This is a genomic window from Sinorhizobium kostiense, assembly GCF_017874595.1.
Taxonomy (GTDB): domain Bacteria; phylum Pseudomonadota; class Alphaproteobacteria; order Rhizobiales; family Rhizobiaceae; genus Sinorhizobium; species Sinorhizobium kostiense.
This window is the reverse complement of sequence record NZ_JAGILA010000008.1, coordinates 23,379-44,642: the sequence shown is the minus strand read 5'-3', so window position 1 is coordinate 44,642 and position 21,264 is coordinate 23,379. Positions and strand designations below refer to the sequence as shown.

The 21,264-nt window shown below is 63.2% G+C and carries 19 protein-coding genes and 1 pseudogene; 11 read left to right on the top strand and 9 right to left on the bottom strand.

All coding sequences use genetic code 11. The features are described from left to right. Positions 1 to 92 precede the first annotated feature (92 nt). On the top strand, positions 93 to 1,064 hold the full coding sequence (locus J2Z31_RS23655; protein WP_209605257.1) for a FecR family protein: 972 nt from the start codon (positions 93 to 95) through the stop codon (positions 1,062 to 1,064). A gap of 28 nt (positions 1,065 to 1,092) precedes the next feature. On the opposite strand, the gene J2Z31_RS23650 is transcribed toward J2Z31_RS23655, so the two are convergent. Both J2Z31_RS23650 and J2Z31_RS23645 read right to left on the bottom strand, forming a co-directional pair. Further along, positions 1,093 to 3,261, bottom strand: coding sequence for a CHASE2 domain-containing protein (locus tag J2Z31_RS23650; RefSeq protein ID WP_209605256.1), 2,169 nt, complete (start codon positions 3,259 to 3,261; stop codon positions 1,093 to 1,095). A 158-nt stretch (positions 3,262 to 3,419) separates the two neighbouring features. After that, a complete protein-coding gene (locus tag J2Z31_RS23645) occupies positions 3,420 to 4,874 on the bottom strand; it encodes a cobyric acid synthase (RefSeq protein ID WP_209605255.1) in 1,455 nt (484 codons plus the stop codon). 367 nt (positions 4,875 to 5,241) lie between these two features. Between J2Z31_RS23645 and J2Z31_RS23640 the strand changes: the two genes are divergently transcribed. The 3 genes and pseudogenes from J2Z31_RS23640 (at position 5,242) to J2Z31_RS23630 (ending at position 7,552) form a co-directional block, all read left to right on the top strand. Beyond that, positions 5,242 to 6,240, top strand: a complete 999-nt coding sequence (locus tag J2Z31_RS23640; RefSeq protein WP_209605254.1) for a glycine betaine ABC transporter substrate-binding protein — start codon at positions 5,242 to 5,244, stop codon at positions 6,238 to 6,240. A gap of 168 nt (positions 6,241 to 6,408) precedes the next feature. Further along, positions 6,409 to 6,510 (top strand): annotated as a pseudogene (locus J2Z31_RS29430) (proline/glycine betaine ABC transporter permease); the annotation flags it as partial. Continuing rightward, positions 6,503 to 7,552: a quaternary amine ABC transporter ATP-binding protein gene (locus J2Z31_RS23630; RefSeq protein ID WP_209605252.1), complete on the top strand. Its 1,050-nt coding sequence runs from the start codon at positions 6,503 to 6,505 to the stop codon at positions 7,550 to 7,552. The pseudogene J2Z31_RS29430 and the gene J2Z31_RS23630, both read left to right, overlap by 8 nt. A gap of 51 nt (positions 7,553 to 7,603) precedes the next feature. Here the strand turns inward: J2Z31_RS23630 and J2Z31_RS23625 are convergent, their stop codons facing one another. Then, on the bottom strand, positions 7,604 to 8,008 hold the full coding sequence (locus J2Z31_RS23625; RefSeq protein WP_209605251.1) for a tautomerase family protein: 405 nt from the start codon (positions 8,006 to 8,008) through the stop codon (positions 7,604 to 7,606). Between the two features lie 104 nt (positions 8,009 to 8,112). Here J2Z31_RS23625 and J2Z31_RS23620 point away from each other — a divergent pair, with 104 nt between their 5' ends. From J2Z31_RS23620 to J2Z31_RS23605, 4 genes are all read left to right on the top strand, one after another. Next, entirely contained in the window at positions 8,113 to 8,970 is an 858-nt protein-coding gene (locus J2Z31_RS23620) for a LysR substrate-binding domain-containing protein (protein WP_209605250.1), read from the top strand. Positions 8,971 to 9,071: 101 nt separating this feature from the next. Further along, positions 9,072 to 10,208 carry a GNAT family N-acetyltransferase gene (locus J2Z31_RS29855; protein ID WP_209605249.1) on the top strand — a complete coding sequence of 379 codons (1,137 nt, stop codon included), beginning with the start codon at positions 9,072 to 9,074 and terminating at the stop codon, positions 10,206 to 10,208. Between the two features lie 111 nt (positions 10,209 to 10,319). Beyond that, the gene (bmt, locus tag J2Z31_RS23610; RefSeq protein ID WP_209605248.1) at positions 10,320 to 11,336 is read left to right on the top strand and encodes a betaine--homocysteine S-methyltransferase; all 1,017 of its coding nucleotides are present in this window, start codon (positions 10,320 to 10,322) and stop codon (positions 11,334 to 11,336) included. A gap of 189 nt (positions 11,337 to 11,525) precedes the next feature. Beyond that, positions 11,526 to 11,870: a hypothetical protein gene (locus J2Z31_RS23605; RefSeq protein ID WP_209605247.1), complete on the top strand. Its 345-nt coding sequence runs from the start codon at positions 11,526 to 11,528 to the stop codon at positions 11,868 to 11,870. Between the two features lie 18 nt (positions 11,871 to 11,888). Here J2Z31_RS23605 and J2Z31_RS23600 read toward each other — a convergent pair whose 3' ends face one another. The 5 genes from J2Z31_RS23600 to J2Z31_RS23580 all read right to left on the bottom strand — a co-directional run bounded on the left by J2Z31_RS23600 (position 11,889) and on the right by J2Z31_RS23580 (position 17,760). Then, positions 11,889 to 13,895: a vWA domain-containing protein gene (locus tag J2Z31_RS23600; protein WP_234939627.1), complete on the bottom strand. Its 2,007-nt coding sequence runs from the start codon at positions 13,893 to 13,895 to the stop codon at positions 11,889 to 11,891. Further along, on the bottom strand, positions 13,895 to 14,428 hold the full coding sequence (locus J2Z31_RS23595; RefSeq protein WP_209605246.1) for an RNA polymerase sigma factor: 534 nt from the start codon (positions 14,426 to 14,428) through the stop codon (positions 13,895 to 13,897). The genes J2Z31_RS23600 and J2Z31_RS23595 overlap by 1 nt, the downstream gene beginning before the upstream one ends. 83 nt (positions 14,429 to 14,511) lie before the next feature. Next, complete coding sequence (locus J2Z31_RS23590; protein WP_209605245.1) at positions 14,512 to 15,264, bottom strand: phosphodiester glycosidase family protein; 753 nt, start codon at positions 15,262 to 15,264, stop codon at positions 14,512 to 14,514. 109 nt (positions 15,265 to 15,373) lie between these two features. After that, complete coding sequence (locus tag J2Z31_RS23585) at positions 15,374 to 16,078, bottom strand: 4Fe-4S dicluster domain-containing protein (protein ID WP_209605244.1); 705 nt, start codon at positions 16,076 to 16,078, stop codon at positions 15,374 to 15,376. Between the two features lie 107 nt (positions 16,079 to 16,185). After that, positions 16,186 to 17,760 (bottom strand): trimethylamine methyltransferase family protein, encoded by a 1,575-nt coding sequence (locus J2Z31_RS23580; RefSeq protein WP_209605243.1) that lies wholly within the window; start codon positions 17,758 to 17,760, stop codon positions 16,186 to 16,188. A 521-nt stretch (positions 17,761 to 18,281) separates the two neighbouring features. Here J2Z31_RS23580 and J2Z31_RS23575 point away from each other — a divergent pair. Next, a complete protein-coding gene (locus tag J2Z31_RS23575) occupies positions 18,282 to 18,980 on the top strand; it encodes a corrinoid protein (protein WP_209605242.1) in 699 nt (232 codons plus the stop codon). 84 nt (positions 18,981 to 19,064) lie between these two features. Here the strand turns inward: J2Z31_RS23575 and J2Z31_RS23570 are convergent, their stop codons facing one another. Next, a complete protein-coding gene (locus tag J2Z31_RS23570) occupies positions 19,065 to 19,202 on the bottom strand; it encodes an entericidin (protein ID WP_209605240.1) in 138 nt (45 codons plus the stop codon). Between the two features lie 39 nt (positions 19,203 to 19,241). On the opposite strand from J2Z31_RS23570, the gene J2Z31_RS23565 reads away from it, so the two are divergent. Beyond that, positions 19,242 to 19,862, top strand: coding sequence for a DUF1638 domain-containing protein (locus tag J2Z31_RS23565; protein WP_209605238.1), 621 nt, complete (start codon positions 19,242 to 19,244; stop codon positions 19,860 to 19,862). A 372-nt stretch (positions 19,863 to 20,234) separates the two neighbouring features. Further along, a complete protein-coding gene (locus J2Z31_RS23560; RefSeq protein ID WP_209605237.1) occupies positions 20,235 to 21,263 on the top strand; it encodes a four-carbon acid sugar kinase family protein in 1,029 nt (342 codons plus the stop codon). Position 21,264 lies beyond the last annotated feature (1 nt).

Here is a 21,264-nt window from a genome sequence, read left to right as displayed (position 1 = left end):
AGTTCGTCAGCGGCCTGCATGGTCTGCCGGGAACGGACGCCGGCCGCCTTCATGATGTCCACGGCCGCGGGGTTTGGGGGTTGGAGGGTGCGATGTCGTATCTGCGTCGTGCCGTAATCGTCGCATTAAGCCTTGCGCTCTCAGGCTCACAACCGGCCAGCGCCGCCGAGGCGGTCGGTGAGGCGATCCGCATCAAGACCGAGGTCAGGGGTGCAAGCGGACCGCTGGTGGTGAAGGCTCCGGTTCACCGCGACGAGCGGATTTCCACGTCCAGGTCCGGCCTCGGTCAATTCGTATTCCGGGACGGCAGCAAGCTCGCGGTCGGCGCCGGCTCCTCCGTCGTCATCGACCGTTTCGTGTTCGATGATTCGAAATCCGTGCAGAAGCTGACCGTCGCGGCGGCCAAGGGAACGTTTCGCTGGATCAGCGGCAATTCGAAACATTCCGCCTATCAAATTCGCACCCCGGCCGGAACCATTGGTGTTCGAGGCACCGTATTCGACTTTTACGTCGGCGGAGACGGCACGACGGCCGTGGTGCTGCTGTCGGGCGCGGCGGATTTTTGCGGCCGCGGCGGCTGCCGACAACTGACGCGGCGTTGCGACTGCGTGGTCGCAAAGCCGAACGGTGCGATGACGGACGCCAGCCCGGTCAATCGCGGCACGCTCAGAATGCTCGGCAACCGGCAGGCATTGCCGTTCCTATCGGGTACCCAACGGCTTTCGCCGGGTTGGAGCGGGAGCGGTTGCGGACTTGCCGCTGCCCTCGAAATTCGGCCCGACAAGGTACCCAACCCTCCGCCCGTGGCGACGGAACCCGAACCGCCTCAAAAGCCGCCCAAGCCCAGGCCTCATAAGCCCGATCCCCCCGACAAGCCGCATAAGCCCCATAAGCCGCATAAGCCGGACAAACCGCACAAACCGGACAAACCGGACAGGCCGGATCGACCCGATCGGCCTGATCGCCCCGACCGGCCCGAGCATCCGCACGGTTTCGACCGACCCGACAGGCCGGACCGACCCGACAGGCCGGACCGGCCCGACAGGCCCGGCAAATGGAAGTAAGCGTCGTCTGCCCCCTTGCGACGCAGCATCACTCCCCGGCTCGCCCCCTTGCTGCCGGCGCATCGGCAAAATGCTCGGCACGACGTGAAATCCGGCGATAGAACTCCCCAAGACCGGGGGCAAGGGCCGCCGCCTGCAGCTTGGCCGTGCTCAGAACCCGGCGCGCATCTGGCGAACGCAGGCGAAGAGCCTCGACAAGCTGCCCGTGAATAGGCTGAAGTTCCGTGAATGCCGCGGAGGCGGCAAGTTTCTCGTCACCGAGCACGGCAAAGACCCGGCTTCGCGTGCTCTTGCCTTTCAGCGCCAGCGCGCCCGCATCGAGCAGCGCGAAACGGCCAAGCGCCTGCGCCGTCGTCTCGGAGACGAGGATATCGAAACCGACATCCTTGCAGGCCGCTTCGATCCGCGCGGCCACATTCACCGCATCGCCGACGGCCGAATAGTTGAAATGCGTTTCAGCGCCCATATTGCCGACGCAGGCAACCCCCGAGTGGATGCCGATCCCGATCGCGACCTTTCGTTTGGCGCCGAAGCCAAACGCATCGCGCTCGTTCAGGTGGACTAGCGCCTCGCGCATCGCCAGGGCGGCACGGACGGCCTTCTTGGGGTGGTCTGCGACATCGACCGGGGCGTTCCAGAAGGCCATGATCGAATCGCCGATGAACTTGTCGAGCGTGCCCTCATTGTCGACGACGTGGCGGCTCAGCGCGTCGAGCAGCGTGTTGAGGAAGCGAACCACCTCGGTCGGCGACAGGCGCTCGCTGATCTCGGTGAAATTGCGCACGTCGACGAACATGATCGTCAGCTCGCGGTCGTCGCCACCGAGGCGCAAGGCGTTCCGGGTATGCTCGATCCGGTGGAGCAATGACGGCGAGAGATATTGACCGAACGCACGCCGAACGACGCGCCGCTCCCTGTCGGTCACCAGGAAGCGGTAGGCCGTCGCTGCGAAATGCGTGACGGACCCGAAAAAGATCGGCGCCAGGGGATCGAACAGAAGCCCGCCATAACGGAAGGCGAGCCATGAGGCGACGAGCGCAAGGGCGGTGATCAGCAGGCCACACGCCAACGCCACGGCCGGGCTGACGAAGGTCGTCAGCAACACAAGCAGGCTGCCTGCGACGGCGATGGAGAGGATTTCGAGCCCGTCGGCCCAGTCCGGGCGGGCAAGAAAACGCCCCGAAATGATCTGCTCGACCGTCTGCGCGTGCAGCGATACGCCGGGTACATTGTGCCCGAGAGCGGTTGCTCGGATGTCCAGCAGCCCTGCGGCCGAGGTGCCGACGAAGACAATGCTGCCGTCGATGGCGGCCTTCACATCCTGAGCGATGCCATCCTGCGCAAGGATGCGACCCGCCGAGACATATCTCTCCGGCCGGTCCGGGCTGACATAGAGCCATAGCTCTCCTGCAGCCGTGACCGGAATGACGAAGTCGCCGACCCTGATCTCCGTAATGGTATCCGCCACATCCGTCGCGCCCGCCAAGAGATAGGTCGAGGCGCCTTGTGCGACGCGCAGCGCTTCGAGCGCAAGATTGGGATAGAGCTGCTCGCCATCGCTGAGGAGCAGCGGCACGCTGCGAACGATGCCGGATGAACCTTCCGGATTGAGGCTGATATGGCCGATGCCGGCGGCATTCGCCTCGAGCCCGGGCCTGATCGGCGTCGCGGCGGCAAGATGCGGCGGCGCCCCGAACGGGCTCTCGCCGGTGAAGGCAAAGCCGGCCTTGACGGGCGGTCGATAGCTTCCGTCATTGGAAAGGGCGAAGCCGAGGACCACCGGTTTTCCGGCGATCGTCTGGGCAAGGATCTCGTCATTGTCCGGCAAACGGCGGACGAGGGCCGGATCGATGCCCTTGACATCCCGGAGCACCGAACGCGGCGACAGGCGGTCGGGCTCTGAGAAAAGAACATCGAAGGCGATCACGGCCGCGCCCATTTCGGAAAGCCGCGCCACCAACAGCGCCATCCGGTCCCTTGGCCAGGGCCATTGGCCGAATGTCTTGAGCGATTCCTCGTCAATGTCGACGACACGAACGGGCAGATCCTCGAAGGCACGGGGCGCGATGCTCTGGTATTCGTCGAACGTGGCTTCGCGTGCAGATTTCAGCAATGGCGGATCGCTTGCGCGCAGCGACGTCAGCGCCGCGACAAGCGCGAGGCCCGTAAGGACGCCAAGAAGTTGCGCGCGGGTCATGAACTGCGGTCCGAGCTTACTCCCGTGCCGCAGTCAGTGCGCTCCGGGATCTCCGCCACCTGCGCTATGCTGCATCTATCGCGGCGCCTGCGCAATCATGAACAATCGGTGTAGTGCGCATGGAAACCTTCCCCGATCGGACTGCAAGCCAGGGGTGCCTACCCCAGCAGCCGATCGAGCCAGGCCCGATCCAGCACCGCCTCGAGTTCGGCGGCAATATCGTCGAGCGCGGCGTCGACCGACTGGCGATAGTTGATCCCTCCGCCCTCGATGCCGAAGCTTTTCAGAAGCGCCGCACGGTAGCCATCGCTGCCGAAGAGGCCGTGGAGATAGGTTCCCATCACCTTGCCGTCCGGCGACATCGCCCCGTCCGACCGGCCGTCGATCGAGACCGTCGCACGCGCGCAATCCGGACCCGCCGTCCTGCCGAGATGGATTTCATAGCCTTCAAGCGCAACATCATATTGCAGCGACCAGGCGCGGCTGTTGCGCACGGTCTTTTCCGGCGCCATTTCGGTTTCGACCGCAAGCAGCCCCAGGCCGGTGATCTCGCGCTCGCTGCCCTCGATGCCAAGCGGATCGGTGACGCGGCTGCCCAGCATCTGGTAGCCGCCGCAGATGCCGACCACCCGGCCCCCGCGCCTGACATGCCGCTCAAGGTCGCGGTCCCAGCCCTGGGCGCGGAAGTCCTCAAGATCGGCGATGGTCGACTTCGAGCCCGGAATAATGACGAGGCCGGCATCATCGGGCAACGGCGTGCCCGGTCGCACGAAGACGAGATCGACTTCGGGCTCCGCCGCGAGCGGATCGAGGTCGTCGAAATTGGCGATGCGCGAAAGGACGGGGACCGCGATCTTCAGTGCCTTGCCGCCGCCACGGGCAAGCTTCTCCAGAACGACGGAGTCCTCCGCCGGCAAGCGCCCGGCGCTTTTCAGCCACGGGACGATGCCGAAGCAGGGCCAGCCGGTGAACCGATGGATCGCCGATACGCCATCGTCGAAGAGCGAAACATCGCCGCGAAACTTGTTGATGAGGTAGCCGGTGACCATGAGTCGGTCTTCCTCCGGCAGGATCGCATGCGTGCCGACGAGCGAGGCGATGACGCCGCCGCGATCGATGTCGCCGACGAGCACGACCGGCACGCCGGCGCGTGTGGCAAAGCCCATATTGGCTATATCGCCGGCACGCAGGTTGATTTCGGCCGGCGAGCCCGCACCCTCGACGACGACGAGATCGGCATCGGACGAAATGAATTCGAAGCTCTCCATCACCGCGCCGAGAAGTTTCGGCTTCAGCGCCTGGTATTCCTTCCCCCTCGCCTTTCCCGCGACCTTGCCCTGCAGGATGATTTGGCTGCCGACATCCGATTGCGGTTTCAGGAGCACCGGATTCATATGCACCGAGGAGGGCACGCGTGCTGCGAGCGACTGCAGCCATTGCGCCCGCCCGATCTCCCCGCCATCATCGGAGACGGCGGCATTGTTCGACATGTTCTGTGGCTTGAACGGCCTGACCTTGAGGCCGCGATTGGAGGCGAGCCGGCAGAGCCCCGCCACCAGTACCGATTTGCCGACATCCGAGCCGGTGCCTTGCAGCATGATCTTGCGTGTCATGCCTTCCCGTATCATCCAACGCTTCAGGCGCAAAGAAACGGGAGCGGCTTTTTCGCGATTGCCGGCGACAATCCGATGGCAACCGATTGGTCACTGAAGACTGACGGAAAGTCAGGTCCGGAACGCAACACCTGATCCGGACCTGCGGCAGTCGTCCGCCGCAGGCAAACAATTATCTCCACAACCTTACCGGATCGTTATTGATAGCTTAAGCAAAGGTGAATTTCGGAGTTTTCCAAGACCTGGCGGCCTCTGCCCATCGATGCCGTTCGATGCTAATTTGTTGAAGAACTTGATTTCTCGTCCTAGGGTCTTGAACCTAGGGTGCCTGACCGTGGCTGGAAGAATTTCGAAGGATCGTGACGAGATGAGAAGCCTCATCGCCTCAGCGCTTTTTGCCGGAGGCTTCTACGCGCTGGCGGGCTCGGCCGGGGCTGCAGAATGCGGCAATGTCAGCATTGCCGAAATGAACTGGGCCTCCGCCGGCATCGCCGCCCAGGTGGACAAGTTCATCCTGGAGAACGGCTACGGCTGCAGCGTGACCGTTGTTGGAGGCGACACGATACCGACCTTCGCCTCGATGAACGAGAAGGGCGAGCCCGACATGGCGCCGGAGCTCTGGATCGGCTCGATCCGCACGCCGCTCGATAAGGCGGTCGATGAAGGTCGCCTCATCCAGGCTGCGAGGATCTTGAGCGAAGGCGGCGTCGAAGGTTGGTGGATCCCGAAATTCATCGCCGACGAGCATCCGGAGATCAAGACCGTCCAGGACGCCTTGAAGCAGCCCGAACTCTTCCCGGCCCCGGACGATCCCTCGAAGGGCGCGGTCCACAATTGCCCCCCCGCCTGGAACTGCCAGGTCTCGACGGCAAATCTCTTCAAGGCGCTCGAAGCGGAGAATGCCGGTTTCAAGCTGATCGGTTCCGACTCGGCCGTCAAACTCGACCGTTCCATCGCCGAGGCCTTCGACAAGAAAACCGGCTGGCTCGGCTATTATTGGGCGCCCACCGCCATCCTCGGCAAATACGAGATGATCCGCCTTTCCTTCGGCGTCGACCATGACAGGGCCGAGTGGGACAATTGCACTTCCGTTCCCGCCTGCCCTAACCCCAAGGTCAATTCCTACCCGGTCTCCGATGTGTTCACCGTGGTGACGAAGTCCTTTTCCGAGAAGTCAGGCGATGCCATGGATTACGTCATGACGCGCGAATGGGACAATGCGACGGTCAACAAGATTCTCGCCTGGATGGATCAGAACCGCGCCACGAACATGGACGCCGCCCGTCATTTCCTGCAGAATTTTCCGGACATCTGGGGAAAATGGGTGCGGCCGGACGTCGCCGCGAAGGTGAAGGCGGCCCTTTGAATAGGATTGACGGATCCTGTGGCCCCCCGCTGCGGCCCTCCCGTCGATCGCTTAACGACGCAGCGGCTTTTGCTGTGTCGCAAATAGCACAGCGGATAACGCCTCGCCCTGTCACATTGCTGCGGCTGGCGTTTTGAAATGGCGGCGCAGGATCCGCATTGTTGCGCCTTCCACGGCGTTGCCGGAAATGGCATCGCCATCATTTTCGATCGTGCCAGCCAGGCCTTCGGCGGACGGCTGCAGACGCATACGGAGGTTGTTCATGGCTAGTCACGCAATCGAGGTCAAGAACCTTTACAAGATCTTCGGCCCCCGCGGGCGGGAATACATAGATCTCGTCAAGAACGGCATGAGCAAAGCCGAGCTCAACGAGAAACACGGCCATGTGCTCGGCCTTCAGGACATCAACATCTCCATGCCCGGCGGCTGCATCACGGTGGTGATGGGGCTTTCGGGCTCCGGCAAATCGACGCTCATCCGCCACATCAACCGGCTGATCGATCCGACCGCCGGCGAAGTGCTCTATGACGGTGTCGACGTCTGCAAGATGAACGAGAACGACCTTCGCCAATTCCGCCGCCACAAGACGGCGATGGTGTTCCAGAAGTTCGCCCTGCTGCCGCACCGGAACGTTCTCGAAAACACCGTCTACGGGCTGGAGATTCAGGGCGTCGATCGACGCGAGAGCGAAAAGCGCGCACTTGGCTGGATCGAGCGCGTGAGCCTCAAAGGATTCGAGAAACACTACCCCAACCAGCTCTCCGGCGGCATGCAGCAACGCGTCGGGCTTGCCCGGGCTCTCACCAACGATGCCGAGATCCTGCTCATGGACGAGGCCTATTCGGCGCTCGATCCGCTCATCCGCGTCGATATGCAGACGGTACTCCTGGACCTGCAGCAAGAATTGAAGAAGACCGTCGTCTTCATTACCCATGACCTCGATGAAGCGCTGAGGCTCGGCGACAAGATCGCCATCCTGCGCGACGGCGGCGTCGTGCAGCAGGGAACCGGGCAGGAGATCGTGCTTTCGCCGGCGGATGATTACATCACCGCCTTTGTCAAGGAAGTGAACCGCGGCCGCGTCGTCCACGTCGACACCCTGATGCGCCCGCTTTCCGGCAGCCCCGAGGGCCTGCCGCTTCCCGCCGGCACTGTCCTCGAGGCGGCCGCGCGAACGATGACCGGCGCGCACATCAATACCGCCCATGTGGTCGATGCCGCCGGCCGGCCGATCGGCGCCATCGACCTGCAGACGATCATCGCGGGCATGGTGAGCCCGGCGAGCGACAGCGGCGACCGCCAGGCGGCGTAACTCGCATGAGAAGGGGCGCCTGCACGACGCCCCTCACAACTTCCTTGGTGGTCATGCGGCGAGCCGGCCGCTGATGAAGCGAAACTCCTGGGTCTTCCCGCCATAGCCGTAGGCCGCGGCGGGAACCTCGTGCACGAGCACGTAGCTCTCCGGGTGCACCTTTTGGAGAAGTGTCTCGAAGCCGCCGAAGATCGCCTCGATATAGGCGGCCAGTTCTTGCTTGGTGTTGGTGCCGTCGACCACCTTGATATCGAGCCAGAAGCTGCTCGTGTCCTGGCTTGCGATCGAGCTTCCGCCAGCGAACCAGTGCTGCGGCTCGACATAGCTGATCGTCACTGCAGTGACGAAAGGGTCCTTGCGCAGGTGCATCCGGGTAAGCTCGCTGACCAGCCGCGCTATTCTGGCGGAAAGATCGGAATCAGGCTCTGCGGCGACTGTGACGTTTATGATCGGCATGAGAGGTCCTTTCCTGGATAGCTTGGTAGCACCGGAAGGCTGCCATCATTGATGTTGCAGTAAAATTGAATTGTTTCGCAGATACGATTCCATAATATTGAATTATGCGAATGATCGACCCCGACCTGCTGCGAACCTTTCTCGCCTTTGCCGAAGGAGGGTCGCTCGCCCGTGCAGCGGCAATGGTCAACCGATCTCCCTCCGCCGTGACCGCCCAGATGCAACGGCTCGAAGCACTCGTCGGCGAAACGCTTCTCGCGCCGGCGGGGCGTGGGCGATCATTGACGCCCGTGGGTGAGGAGTTCGTGGACCATGCCCGCCGCATTCTCGAGGCCCACCGGGACGCCTGGCTCAGCCTCAAAGGGGCTCGCGCAGATGGCCGCATCGCGCTTGGCAGCACGCAGGATTTCGCCGACACCGCCCTTCCCGCGCTTTTGCGGCGTTTTGCCCGATCCCATCCGCGGGTTCGTCTCGATCTTAGGATCGGCCGGACGAAGGAACTGACCGCCGCCTACGAGCAGGGCCAGATCGACATTCTGCTGACGATGAGACAAGGACCCGCCGCAGACGAGCTCCTCGTCCTTCGAGAACCGATGCTCTGGCTCTGCTCGGAAAATGGCTTGAACTTTGCCGAGACCGAGCTTCCCTTGGCCGTCCTCGATCCGCCCTGCGGCTTTCGATCGGCTGCCATTGCCGCCCTCGAGGATGCCAAACGCCCGTTCCGAATCGCTGCTACCAGCCCGAGCCTCGCCGGCATCCGGGCCGCCGTCCTGAGCGGCATCGCCATGACGGTGCGAACAGGACGGTTCCTTGGGTCCGGCATGGCCGCCGCACCGGATAACCTCGATTTGCCGGAGCTGCCGGTTGCGGAGTTCAGTTTGCGCCTGCGCCCGAAAGCCGGGGATGCGCCATCTGATCTCGCCGCGCTGTTGGCGGATGAACTGCCGCGATTAGACGGCTGAACCGGAACCGCCCTCGATCGACAATTCAGCGCCGTACAAACCTTATCTTAATCCAAGGTTGTCACCTTCGACGTCGATGCTCACTACCTACCGGAAGCGCTGTGGCGACAAATTTCACGATAGCCATCCATGAAAGGCTGGAGGATCTCTCGCCGGAGTGGCCCCGTGACGCCCGCTCCGCGGCTCAAGGCGTGCGCTTCCACCCCTTCCAGACAGTAACTTTTCTCAAAGCGTGGCTGGACAGCTTCGGGCGTTCTGGCCAGCAGAGCTTTCGATTTGTCGAGGTGCGGGACGAAGCTTCGCTACCCGTGATGTTTCTTGCCTTGCGCATTCTGCACCGGGGTGGCGCACGCCTTCTCCAGTACGTCGATCATGATGTCGCCGACTACAACGCGCCCATTCTCTTCAGGTCCGGGATAAGCTGGTCGCGGGAAGTCGCGGAGCATCTGTGGCGGCAGATCGTCGCGAAGCTGCCCGCGTTCGACATGATCGACCTTGTGAAGATGCCGGCGGAAGTCGAGGAACTGACCAATCCTCTCGCCTATATTGGCGATCGCAACAGCGAACTCTCTTGTCATGCGACGGATCTGCGGCGGCCCTGGCAGGAGATCGACGAAGAGGTGCCGCGCCGCACGACGCTGCTTCGGAAGATTCGAGGCCTTGAGCGGCTGGCCCCCATGGAGTTCCGCGTCGCACAGACGCCCGATGAAGTGAGCAAAATCACGGAGGTCATGCTCCGCCAGAAGCAGCGCCGCTTCGAGGAGACGATGGTGCCGGGCTTCGATGTCGACAGCGACAAATACGCCTTCTTCAATGACGGAACGCCGCTTTTCCACGGCGGGGAGATGCTGCTCCTTTTTTACCTCAAGGCTGGCGAGACCGTTGTCGCGACGATTTGGGGCTTGGTTGCGGACAAGCGCTACTATGCCAGCATGCTGTCCTTTGAAGGCAGCGAGTGGTCGAAGCATTCTCCGGGAAGCATCCTGTTCTACAAGTCGCTGAAGTGGCTACACGATAACGGCTTTGAATGGATGGATCTCGGCATCGGAAACGAGTCCTGGAAGCTGGAAAGCTGTCGGACGACGATAGCGCTTTCGGAACGCTGCGAGGCGGTGACGATGCGGGGCCGGCTCTATCTTGCACGGCAGCGGGCGAGAACACGGTTGCGAGCGACCAGTATTTACCAGAGACTGCGACCGCTGAAATGGATCGTTCTACGGTCCCTGCGGCGACGGTAGATCGAGCCCCTTTTGACGCACGCGCTGGGCATATTTCGTTTGCGCCGCGGATCGCAATCATATAAAGATATCTTTATATCTTGTTGCAATCCATATAGCCGGGAAAAGCCGATGTCCGTTGCTTCCAACGCTCTCTCCGACCTTCTCGCCCAGAAAGGCGTTCTCCTTGCCGACGGCGCCACGGGCACGTCGCTCTTTGCCATGGGGCTCGAAGCCGGCGAAGCGCCGGAGCTCTGGAACGAGACGAGACCGGAAAACATCACCAAGCTGCATCAGGATTTCGTCGACGCCGGCGCCGATATCATCCTCACCAATTCCTTTGGCGGAACCCGCCACCGGCTGAAGCTGCACCAGGCCGAGGACCGCGTGCATGCGCTCAACAAGCGCGCCGCCGAGATCGCCCGCGCCGTTGCCGACAAGGCGCCACGCAAGGTCATCACCGCCGGGTCGGTCGGGCCGACCGGCGAGCTTCTCGTGCCGCTCGGCGCGCTCACCTATGAGGCCGCCGTCTCCGCCTTCGTCGAGCAGATCGAGGGTTTGAAGGCCGGCGGTGCCGAGGTCGCCTGGATCGAGACCATGTCCTCGCCGGATGAAATCCGCGCCGCCGCCGAAGCCGCAACCAAGGTCGGCCTTCCCTTCGTCTATACCGGATCCTTCGACACCGCCGGCAAGACGATGATGGGCCTGCACCCGAAAGACATTCATGGTGTCGCCGGCGACATCGGTGATGGCCCGGTCGCCGTCGGCGCAAATTGCGGGGTCGGTGCCTCCGATATCCTCTCCTCGCTGCTCGACATGACGGCGGCGGATTCCGACGCGACCGTCGTCGTCAAGGGCAATTGCGGCATTCCCGAGTTCCGCGGTTCCGAGATCCACTATTCCGGCACACCGCCGCTGATGGCGGAATATGCACGCCTCGCCGTCGATGCCGGCGCGAGGATCATCGGCGGCTGCTGCGGTACCACCTGCAACCATCTCGCCGCCATGCGGCTTGCGCTCGACAACCACACGAAAGGTGAGCGCCCGTCGCTCGAAGCCATCGTCGAAAAGATCGGACCCTTGCGCAACAAGACGGCGAACGAAGGCGCTTCGGCGCCGGCGCGGGAACGAAGAAGCCGCCGCGCGTAATCATCGGGAACGGCAGTGCTCCGGAGTGCCCGATCGCTGGATTCGGAGCGGGCACGCCCTCATCCTGTGCTTGTCACAGCAATGAGGAACCCGAAGTGACGCCGCCGCGATCTGCGTCAGCCAGCCGCCTTGCGCATGCCGGTCGGCTGGCCTATCCCCGAGTGAGTTCGAATCGGGGGAGACGAGGCGATGAGCGGACCAGCCGCATTTCCGGACAGGGATACGACCGCCAGCAAATTTTCGAGTTTTGGCGAAGCCGACCAGGCGTTCATCAAGCTCTTGATGGCGAACCTCGAGCAGGACGAAAACCTGATGGCGGGGCTCTACCGCCATCTCGATCTCTCCGCGGAGGCGCGATTCTTGAATTCGCTGAAGCTGGAAAAGCTCGGAGAATGGCTGGGCAACGAGGCACCGGCCCGCCTGCAGATGCGGCTGATGGAAGCGGCACGATCAAGCCAGCACCCGGCCTACCAGGCCTTCAAGGCGGGACTGACGAAATCCGGCGGCTTGCAGCGGGCATTTCCGAGTGCTTGAGGGGGTGGCACATCGGCTTCACCCGCCTGAAAGAGTCTTTGCCAAGCGCACCAGATTGACGAACTCGCCGCGGTAGCCGAAGGGATCCGCTCCCCTGGCGCCGGCTGCGAGATCGATAACCGCCGTGAAGGAATAATCGGCTAGTGCCGAAATTCCGGCGAGCTTCTGGCCGAAAGCGGCGACTGCAACGGAGAAGCGGACATCGGCCGGCGCTTGCGCTAGCGATGGCACCGCATTGGCTTCTGTCACCGGCGTGGCGATCAGCTCGCTTTTGTCGCCGTCCGGCTTCTTGTAGCGGATTTTCAGGAAGGCGAGCTCACCGCTGCTGGCGCCCGCGTCGACTGGCCTCTTCTCTGCCGTCGCATAGCGCAGATCGTCGTTAAGCACCGCAGGGCTGCCCTTCGGCGTCAGCTCGTATATCGCCGTCACGCTGTGACCGGAGCCGATGTCGCCCGCATCCACCTTGTCGTTGTTGAAGTCCTCGCGCTTCAGCGCGCGCGTCTCGTAGCCGATCAGCCGATATTCGGCGATCGCCGCCGGATTGAACTCGACCTGCAGCTTCACATCCTTGGCGATCGGGAAGAGCGACGACCCCGCCTCCTCGACAAGCGCCTTCTGCGCTTCCGCCAGCGTGTCGATATAGGCTGCAACGCCGTTGCCGTTCTGTGCGATCGTCTGCATCAGCGCGTCATTGTAGTTGCCTCGGCCAAAGCCGAGCGCCGAAAGGAAGATGCCGCTCTTGCGCTTTTCCTCGATCAGCCGCTTCAGTTCTTCGTCGCTTGCCGGACCGACATTGAAGTCGCCGTCCGTCGCCAGCAGGATGCGGTTGACCCCATCCTTTACGAAAGATTTTTCCGCCAGCACATAAGCCGCATCGATGCCCGCCGCGCCGGCCGTCGAGCCGCCCGGCTGCAGCGTGTCGATCGCCGAGAGTATCTTCGCCTTGTCCTTCACCGCAGTGGGTTCCAGCACCGTGCCGGCATTGCCGGCATAGGTGACGATCGAGACCGTATCCTCCGGCTTCAGCCGATCGATCAGCAGCCGGAAGGCGTTCTTCAAGAGCGGCAGCTTGTCCGGCTCGTCCATGGAGCCGGACACGTCTATCAGGAAGACGAGATTGGCTTTCGGAGCCTCGCTGGGCACGACATCATAGCCCTTGATCGCCACATGCATGAGCCGCGTCCCTGCATTCCACGGAGCCGGCGTAAGGGTGACGGTCGCCTTGAAAGGTTCTGCGGCCGAAGCCGGCCGCGGCCAATCATAGGGGAAATAGTTGATCATCTCCTCGACGCGTACGGCATCGGGGTTCGGCATCTCACCCGCCATCAGCGAGCGGCGCACGAAAGCGTAGGAAGCGGTATCGACATCGACGGAGAAGGTCGAGACCGGTTCGGTTGCGACGCTCTTGACCGGGCTGGCATCGGCGTTGCCGAAGCGCTCGCGGTCTTCCATCGGCGGTGGGAGGATGTCCGCGGGCGCGATGGGCGCCGGCATGATCTCCAGACGCCCGCGCGCAAGGTCGGCCGCTCCGCCGACGCTGCTCATCGGCGCCGCAGCATCGGCCGCCTGGCTTGCGGCTTCATCGTTTTCGGCCGCCGCAGGAGCCGGCTTGCCGACGGGCGACGCCTCCCGCTTGCTTTGGTCGGTGAGCGCCCTCTCCTCGATCGTCGCAGGCGACGCCGGTTTTTGGACCAGGCTTGGCACCGGCCTGGTTGCCACCTGAACCTCAGCTTCTTGGGATGGATTGTTGCGGACCATCTCCAGCGTCAGGAAGGCGGCGGCCGGCACGACGATCAGCGTCGCCAAGGCCGATCCGGCAAGCAGTTTGCGATTCATGATGGGGCTCCATATCCGGTTGATGATGGAGCTTCGACGACCGGCGAGTGCCCATCCTTGGGCAGCAGCACCCGACTTTTTCGCCGCCTCGTCATAGGCCTGCATCGCGGCGGCGAACGCGCGTGCCCGCGCCTCGTGCTTCGGCTTCGGCGGCATCGGTCCGGACAGCGCGTTGAATTCATCGGTCATTACACAGCCTCCTTGCCGAGCAGCGTCCGCAAGCGCTTTCGCGCCTCATGGACATGCCAGGAGATGGTTGCGTCGGAGCAACCGAGCACGTCGGCGGCCGCCGCATGGCTCAGGCCCTCGGCATAGACGAGCAGCACGGCATCGCATTGCTTTTCCGGCAGCGCCCGCACCGCCGCCCAAAGCTCGTCGCGCCGATCCTCGTCATCGTTTGCAGGCATGGCGGTCACGGCGGGATCGGACGCGTATGCCTGCATATTCCGAGCGTCGCGCGCCTGGCGCCGGCGGTGGTCGCGCGCGGCGTTCAGCGTCAGCGTGTAGAGCCAGGTCCGCAAGCGGCTGGTGCCGCGAAAGCCGCGGATCGCCGAGCCCAGCCTGACGCATACGTCTTGCGCGATGTCTTCGGCATCGGAAACATTGCCCGACCAGCGCCAGGCGACCGCATGGACGAATTCATAGTGGCGCTCGACCAGTTGCCCGAAGGCTTCCCGATCGCCCCTCACCGCCCGCTCAACGAGTTCCGCGTCCGAGTCCATGCGCGCCTTTGTCCACTTTCAAGCTTAGACGATCGCCGAGCGCCATTCCTTGGGGCGGAAGTAGAAAAATCTTGCCTGGGATTTCATGGCGGAAACCGCGCAACGACCGCAATGATCGGCCCCAGTGGGAACAGCCAGTCATGGCGGTTGATCTCCGGCGCATAGAGGCTCGAAATCGTCCCGTCCAGGAAAAGCGCGTTGGGGCAACCGAGCGCGTCGCGAAACAGCGTCGCGAAATCATGGAAGCGTACCGGCCGCTTCGACACCGCGAACACGACCTCTCCCGAACCGGTCACGCCGACGCCGTTGCGCGTTTTAAAACTGTCGCTGTCAGGCAGGAAGCGCGGATGCAGCGCGCCGTCGATGACAAGCATCGGTCCGGACTGCGTCGCGAAGCGTGGACGGATGCCGGCGGCGCGGTAAGCCTCCGCGGCCATCACTCCCGCCCTGCTCTCCGCGACATAGAAGACGCCGTTCGGCAGCATGTGGAAATTGCCCCAGCCGGGATTGGTATTGAGCGGCGTTTGCTCGATGTCTCCTTCGATGTGCAGGCCGACCGGCGACAGGTCCTCGTGATACATGCCGCCATTCATCGCGAAAAGGAGATACTCGTCGCGATGCCTGAGTTCCTGCGACAGCGCCTTGAAGGATTTGAACGGCACACCGGAGCCGTCCTTGTTGTAGATGCGGATATCGCTCGATGCCGGATCGAAGCTGCAGGCGATGTAGTCCTCGCCGAGATGGCTCACGTTACGGCAGTTGGCTGCCGCAGGGGCTGCCAGGCTTGCCGAGAGAATGGCGGCACCGGCGAGGAAAGCTTTTGGAAACAGCGGCATGGGGCTCGGACTCAGGTGGGATCGTGTCGCATAGCATCGCGCGAATTGCGGCGGATTTGGCGGCGTGCCTTTCCCCGGCTCGTAACGGCCCGGGCCGACGTAACCCCAGCTACAGCCTGAGAGCCGCCATGTGGAAACGCAGTTGCTTGGCCGAATAGCGATAATCTCGCCCGACCGGACAGGCATCGCGAGAGCGACAGCCCTCGGCAAGGCAGCCGCCCGTCCCGGTCTCGTGCCTCAGATAGGTGCGACAGGGCCCCACATCGAACATGCCGGATACCAGCGCATCGGCGGGACAGGCCCGGAGACATGGCTTCTCGTCGCAGCTGTCGCAAGCATGACCGCCCGCCACCTCGCCCAATGCCGGCATGGCGCGATCGAAGCCGAGCGCGCCGCGATAGCCGTGCCAGAGGCCATAGCGCGGATGGATGAGGATGCCGAGCGGCGATGCTCTCAGCCCTTCCGCCCGCATCGCCCATTGCTGGAAGGGCTGCCATGGCGGATCGGACGGGAAGTAGGCCGTGGCGCCCGACGCCGCCGCCACCGGCAGGATGACCCGCTTCGACCAATCGTCGAGAGGATCCGCGCCGCCGCACTCCGGCTCGCATTGGCGCCAGCGTGTGAACGGCTCCCAGAGCGACCCGCCGATATTGCCGATGAGGACGACGCTTGCCGCGGGTTGGCCGCCGTTTAGCCAAGGCGCCGTTTCGCCCTCTTCGAAATTCACCGTTCCACGCAAAAAAAGACCGTGCGGCTCGAGAGCCGCACGGATCGTTTCAAGCAAATGGTCCGCCAAAGCGGGGGCCGCCGTCATTTCGGTTTCGGCCCCTGAAATTCGTAATGCGGGCGCCAGACCTCCTTCTGGATCATGTCGGCGACCTGCGCCCTGCCGCCTTGCTCCCTGGCTCGCTCGGGAGCCTTTCAGGTGAAGGCGTCCGGCATCGAGTCCTTGCGCTTGGCGATATACTCCTTGAGCGCGTCGTCGATCGCCGGGTCGAGATAGGGTGCCTCGTAGTGCTCGAGCCAGGAGCGGGCCAGCGCATTGGCGCGCTCTTCGATACGCTTCTGGCCTTCGATTTCCCACTGCTCGAAGGAATTGTTGTCGGCGAGCGGCGAACGGTAGAAAGCCGTCTGGAAGTTCGTCTGCGTGTGGGCGCAGCCGAGATAGTGGCTGCCGGGGCCGACTTCGCGGATCGCGTCCAGCGCCTGGGCGTTCTCCGAAAGATCGATGCCTTGCGCCATCTTCTGCATCATGCCGAGCTGGTCCTGGTCGATCATGAACTTCTCGTAGGACGAGACGAGGCCACCCTCGAGCCAGCCGGCCGCATGCAGCACGAAGTTCGTGCCGGCGAGCAGCGTCATGTTCAGCGTGTTCGCCGATTCATGCGCGGCCTGCGCATCCGGAACCTTCGAGCCGCAGAGCGAACCGCCGGTACGGAACGGCAGCCCGAGACGGCGGGCAAGCTGCGCTGCGCCATAGGAGACGAGCGAGGGCTCCGGCGAACCGAAGGTCGGCGCCCCCGATTGCATCGAGATGGAGGCTGCGAAGGTGCCGAAGAGCACCGGCGCACCCTTGCGGATGAGCTGGGTGAAGGAGGCGCCGGCAAGCACCTCGGCAAGAATCTGCGTCAGCGTGCCGACGACCGTCACCGGGCTCATTGCGCCCGAAAGGATGAAGGGCGAAACGACGCAAGCCTGGTTGTGGCGGGCATAGACCTTGGCCGCACCCAGCATCGTCTCGTCGAAGACCATCGGCGAGTTGGCGTTGATGAGGTTCAAGGTGACCGTGTTGTTCTCGACGAAATCGTCGCCGAACAGGATCTTTGCCATCGCCACCGTGTCTTCGGCGCGCTCGGGCGCCGTGACCGAGCCCATGAAGGGTTTGTCGGAATAGCGGATATGGCTGTAGACCATATCGAGATGGCGCTTGTTGACCGGCACGTCGACCGGCTCGCAGACGGTTCCGCCCGACGAGTGCATGGACGGCGCCATATAGGCGAGCTTCACGAAATTGCGGAAATCCTCGATCGTCGCGTAACGGCGGTTGCCTTCGAGGTCGCGCACGAAGGGCGGGCCATAAACCGGTGCGAAGACCGTCGCCTTGCCGCCGATCTGGGCATTGCGCTCGGGATTGCGCGCATGCCAGGTGAACTCCTTCGGAGCTGTCTTCAGGAGCTCGCGGCAAAGACCCTTCGGGAAATGCACCCGTTGGCCGCGCACGTCGGCGCCCGCGGCCTTCCAGAGCTCGAGCGCTTCGGCGTCGTCGCGAAACTCGATGCCGATCTCTTCGAGAATCTTGTCGGCATTGCGTTCGATGAGTTGCAGACCTTCTTCGTCGAGCACTTCATATTCGCGAATCTTACGCTGGATATAGGGCAGAGACGGCCCCGGACCGCCGCCGGTGCGCGATGCACGGCGTGCTGCCGCTCCCCTGCCCTCGCCACGCGCGCGGCGTCCGCCGCCCTCGACCGCGCCTTGTTCTGTCACGTCGCTCATTCGCTCGCTTCCTCTCCGCCGCGCCTTCTGCTCGAAGACGGACGCGGCAACACTCTGACTGGTTGGGCGCATAATCCTTTCCGCTGATCGAATCCAGTGGTCGGAACCATGCGCCGGCATCGAATTGGCCTAATGCTAGCAAGCCGCCGGACCGGTACGGGTCTCAATGCGCCAAAGGCTGGCGCAACTCAGACACTCGCCCGCCTGCCGAGCCGGGCCCCGCATCGCTGCCCGAACGACAAATCGCCCTGGCTTCGATGCGACCGGTCGCGTTCCATCGGGTATAACGCCTTGAACTGTTGCATAATTTTACCGGCTTCCCGGTACCCGGCGCCGCGATAATGCGGTAGGACTGTCCGAAGGCGGCCGCCGAAAGATCTTCGTCGTTTTTCATCATATGCGACGTCGCTTTCGAAAGGAGATTTTCAGGCGCGGCCCGCTAAGGATTGAGCAGCGCCCGGATTGTGCCCATCGTGCTCACCCGCGCGAAATGACCGTGCCAGGAACCGAGGAACCCTACTATGGCAGATGATGAAATCATTCTCGAGGACCTTTCCGACGAGGAACTCGTGCAGCAGATGCATGACGACCTTTATGACGGTCTCAAGGAGGAAATCGAGGATGGCACGCGCATCCTCCTCGAACGCGGCTGGACGCCGTATGACATCCTGACCCAGGCGCTCGTCGAAGGCATGCGCATCGTCGGCATCGACTTCCGCGACGGCATTCTCTTCGTGCCGGAAGTGCTGCTCTCGGCCAATGCGATGAAGGCCGGCATGACGATCCTGCGGCCGCTGCTCGCCGAAACCGGCGCGCCGAAGCTCGGCAAGATGGTGATCGGCACCGTCAAGGGCGACATTCACGACATCGGCAAGAACCTCGTCGGCATGATGATGGAGGGCGCCGGCTTCGACGTCGTCGACCTCGGCATCAACAACCCGGTCGAGAACTATATCGAGGCGCTCGAGCGCGAACAGCCGGACATCCTCGGCATGTCGGCGCTGCTCACCACGACCATGCCCTATATGAAGGTCGTGATCGACACGATGAAGGAGAAGGGTCTGCGCGACGATTACATCGTGCTCGTCGGCGGCGCGCCGCTCAACGAGGAGTTCGGCAAGGCCGTCGGCGCCGACGCCTATTGCCGCGATGCCGCCGTCGCCGTCGAGACCGCGAAGGACTACGTCAAGCGCAAGCACAACCAGCTTGCCGCCGGCTGAGGCGACCTTATCTTAGAGAAAAGAGCCGGCTGCGGATGAACCCGGCAGCCGGCTCTTCACGTTTCGGGCGAATGCAGGAATCGGTCAGTTGGTCGCCCGGGCGATTTTGCGCCCGACATTTGCGGTATCCTGCCCTACGCCGCGGATGGTGTTGCCGCAGGAAGTCAAGGTTGCGAGAACCATCAGGACGATGCCGACCGTCGCGAGAGTTTTTGCTTTCATAGGCGCGAATCCTTCATGTTATTGCGAGGCCGAATAGAGATGGAAAATCTGCCGGAAGCAAGAGAACGTGGAACGCCGGGCAAGGTTCAAGTCATCGGCTGCGGGGCGATCGCGCGCGAAATCCTGGCGATTTGCGAAACCAACGGACTGGACCACATCGCACTCAGCTGTCTGCCCGCGATCTGGCACAATACCCCGGAAAAGATCGTGCCGGGCCTGCGTGAGGCGATTGCCCGGGCCCGCACCGAGGGCTTCGAACGCATCTTCATTGCCTATGCCGACTGCGGCACCGGCGGCCTTATCGACCGGCTCTGTGAGGAGGAAGGCGTGAGCCGCATTCCCGGTCCGCATTGCTATTCCTTCTTCGCCGGCAATGAAGCCTTCGCCGAGCGCTGGGACGACGACGTCACAGCCTTCTTCCTGACCGATTTCCTCGCCCGGCAGTTCGAGGCCTTCGTCATCGAACCGCTCGGCCTCGACCGGCACCCGGAGCTGCGCGACATGTATTTCGGCCACTACCGGAAACTCGTCTATCTCTCGCAGGTGGAAGACGAGGCGCTGCAGGAAAAGGCGCGCCGCGCCGCCGACACGCTGGGGCTGGAATATGAATATCGCTACACCGGCTATGGCGATCTGACGCGATCGCTGGCCGAAGCCTGATCGGCCCTCGCTGGAGACACTCGCCAGCGGCCTGGATTCCTGTGCCAAGCACGGCAATGAGGAAGTGTCCTGGGAACATGTCGACCCGAATGCGACGTTCGCCTGTGGCCGGGCGGGTGCGCCTTTCCGCGAAACTGGTATTCCCGCTCTCTTTTCCATGCCGAACGGCCCCTCATCCGCCTGCCCGTCCTCCGCAGCAGCTTCGCTGCAGCGGCGGAGGGTCAGGGTCAGGGGCAATCCCCGCACCTGGCGCGATCTGATAATCAGACCGCCGACAACGAAGGGTAGATTTGTAAAAGTATTTAGAAATATCGTTGACATTTCAAAGGTAAATTAGGCTATAAAGATAACAACTAATCATAGGACTTCTCGATGCTGGCCATTGTCGCCGATGATCTGACGGGTGCGTTGGATACCGCTGCGCCATTCGCGGCGAGAGGCATGCATGTGGAAGTGGCGTTGACGGCCGAGGCGATTGAGATTGCCCTCGGTGAGAGACCGGAGGTGCTTTCCGTCAATCTCGGCTCGCGTGATCTTGCCGCCGCGGCGGCCAAGAGCTTGACGACGAGGGCCGTCGCCGCCTTGCCGCCCGGGACGCGCCTTTTCAAGAAGGTCGACTCGCGGCTGAAAGGCCACATCGCGGCCGAACTCGACGTCACGCCGTTTCACGCCGCATTGGTGGCGCCGGCGATTCCCGGCTTCGGGCGGGTGGTGCAAGCCGGCCACGTGCAAGGGTTCGGGGTGGACACGCCGATTTCCATTGCTGAGAAGCTCGGCCGACATGCGATGCACGCCACGATCCCGGATACGTCCACCCAGGACGAGATGCGCACGGCGCTCGAAGCGGCGGAAAGGGCCGGCGTCGATCTTCTGGTCGGCGCCCGTGGCCTCGCTGAAGCGCTGGCCGAACGTCTGAGCGGGGGAGCCTTGGCGCAGCCCGCCGAAATACCCGGCGGTCCGGCCCTCTTCGTCATCGGGTCGCGCGACCCAATCACGCTTGCCCAGATCGACGTGCTTCGCAGCGCCTTTGATCCGCGCTGGCTGGGGGCGCCCAATGGGCGACTGACCGACACGAGCTTCGATGGCAGCATGCTCACTCTCGTGCAGGCCGTGCCGGGAGAAGAGGTGGTGACCTCCGAAACGGTTTCGCAGGCGCTTGCCGAAAGCGTCTGCCCGGGCTTGACCCAAAAGGCATCGACGCTGCTTCTTTCCGGTGGCGCCACGGCGGAGGCGGTGCTGAAGACGATGGGGATCACGCGTTTCCGCCTGCTTGGCGAATGCCTGCCGGGTCTGGGCTTGGCCCACGCCCACGGACATTGCATCATCGCAAAATCCGGCGGATTCGGGGAGCCGAATACGCTAAGGGCGATCGCGGACAGAGCCCTGCGCAAGATGGGATGAC

Coding starts and splice junctions, on each gene's coding strand:
- J2Z31_RS23655 (WP_209605257.1), top strand. CDS start 93: ATGTCGTATCTGCGTCGTGCCGTAATCGTCGCATTAAGCCTTGCGCTC.
- J2Z31_RS23650 (WP_209605256.1), bottom strand. CDS start 3,261: ATGACCCGCGCGCAACTTCTTGGCGTCCTTACGGGCCTCGCGCTTGTC.
- J2Z31_RS23645 (WP_209605255.1), bottom strand. CDS start 4,874: ATGACACGCAAGATCATGCTGCAAGGCACCGGCTCGGATGTCGGCAAA.
- J2Z31_RS23640 (WP_209605254.1), top strand. CDS start 5,242: ATGAGAAGCCTCATCGCCTCAGCGCTTTTTGCCGGAGGCTTCTACGCG.
- J2Z31_RS23630 (WP_209605252.1), top strand. CDS start 6,503: ATGGCTAGTCACGCAATCGAGGTCAAGAACCTTTACAAGATCTTCGGC.
- J2Z31_RS23625 (WP_209605251.1), bottom strand. CDS start 8,008: ATGCCGATCATAAACGTCACAGTCGCCGCAGAGCCTGATTCCGATCTT.
- J2Z31_RS23620 (WP_209605250.1), top strand. CDS start 8,113: ATGCGAATGATCGACCCCGACCTGCTGCGAACCTTTCTCGCCTTTGCC.
- bmt (WP_209605248.1), top strand. CDS start 10,320: ATGTCCGTTGCTTCCAACGCTCTCTCCGACCTTCTCGCCCAGAAAGGC.
- J2Z31_RS23605 (WP_209605247.1), top strand. CDS start 11,526: ATGAGCGGACCAGCCGCATTTCCGGACAGGGATACGACCGCCAGCAAA.
- J2Z31_RS23600 (WP_234939627.1), bottom strand. CDS start 13,895: ATGACCGATGAATTCAACGCGCTGTCCGGACCGATGCCGCCGAAGCCG.
- J2Z31_RS23595 (WP_209605246.1), bottom strand. CDS start 14,428: ATGGACTCGGACGCGGAACTCGTTGAGCGGGCGGTGAGGGGCGATCGG.
- J2Z31_RS23590 (WP_209605245.1), bottom strand. CDS start 15,264: ATGCCGCTGTTTCCAAAAGCTTTCCTCGCCGGTGCCGCCATTCTCTCG.
- J2Z31_RS23585 (WP_209605244.1), bottom strand. CDS start 16,078: ATGACGGCGGCCCCCGCTTTGGCGGACCATTTGCTTGAAACGATCCGT.
- J2Z31_RS23580 (WP_209605243.1), bottom strand. CDS start 17,760: ATGAGCGACGTGACAGAACAAGGCGCGGTCGAGGGCGGCGGACGCCGC.
- J2Z31_RS23575 (WP_209605242.1), top strand. CDS start 18,282: ATGGCAGATGATGAAATCATTCTCGAGGACCTTTCCGACGAGGAACTC.
- J2Z31_RS23570 (WP_209605240.1), bottom strand. CDS start 19,202: ATGAAAGCAAAAACTCTCGCGACGGTCGGCATCGTCCTGATGGTTCTC.
- J2Z31_RS23565 (WP_209605238.1), top strand. CDS start 19,242: ATGGAAAATCTGCCGGAAGCAAGAGAACGTGGAACGCCGGGCAAGGTT.
- J2Z31_RS23560 (WP_209605237.1), top strand. CDS start 20,235: ATGCTGGCCATTGTCGCCGATGATCTGACGGGTGCGTTGGATACCGCT.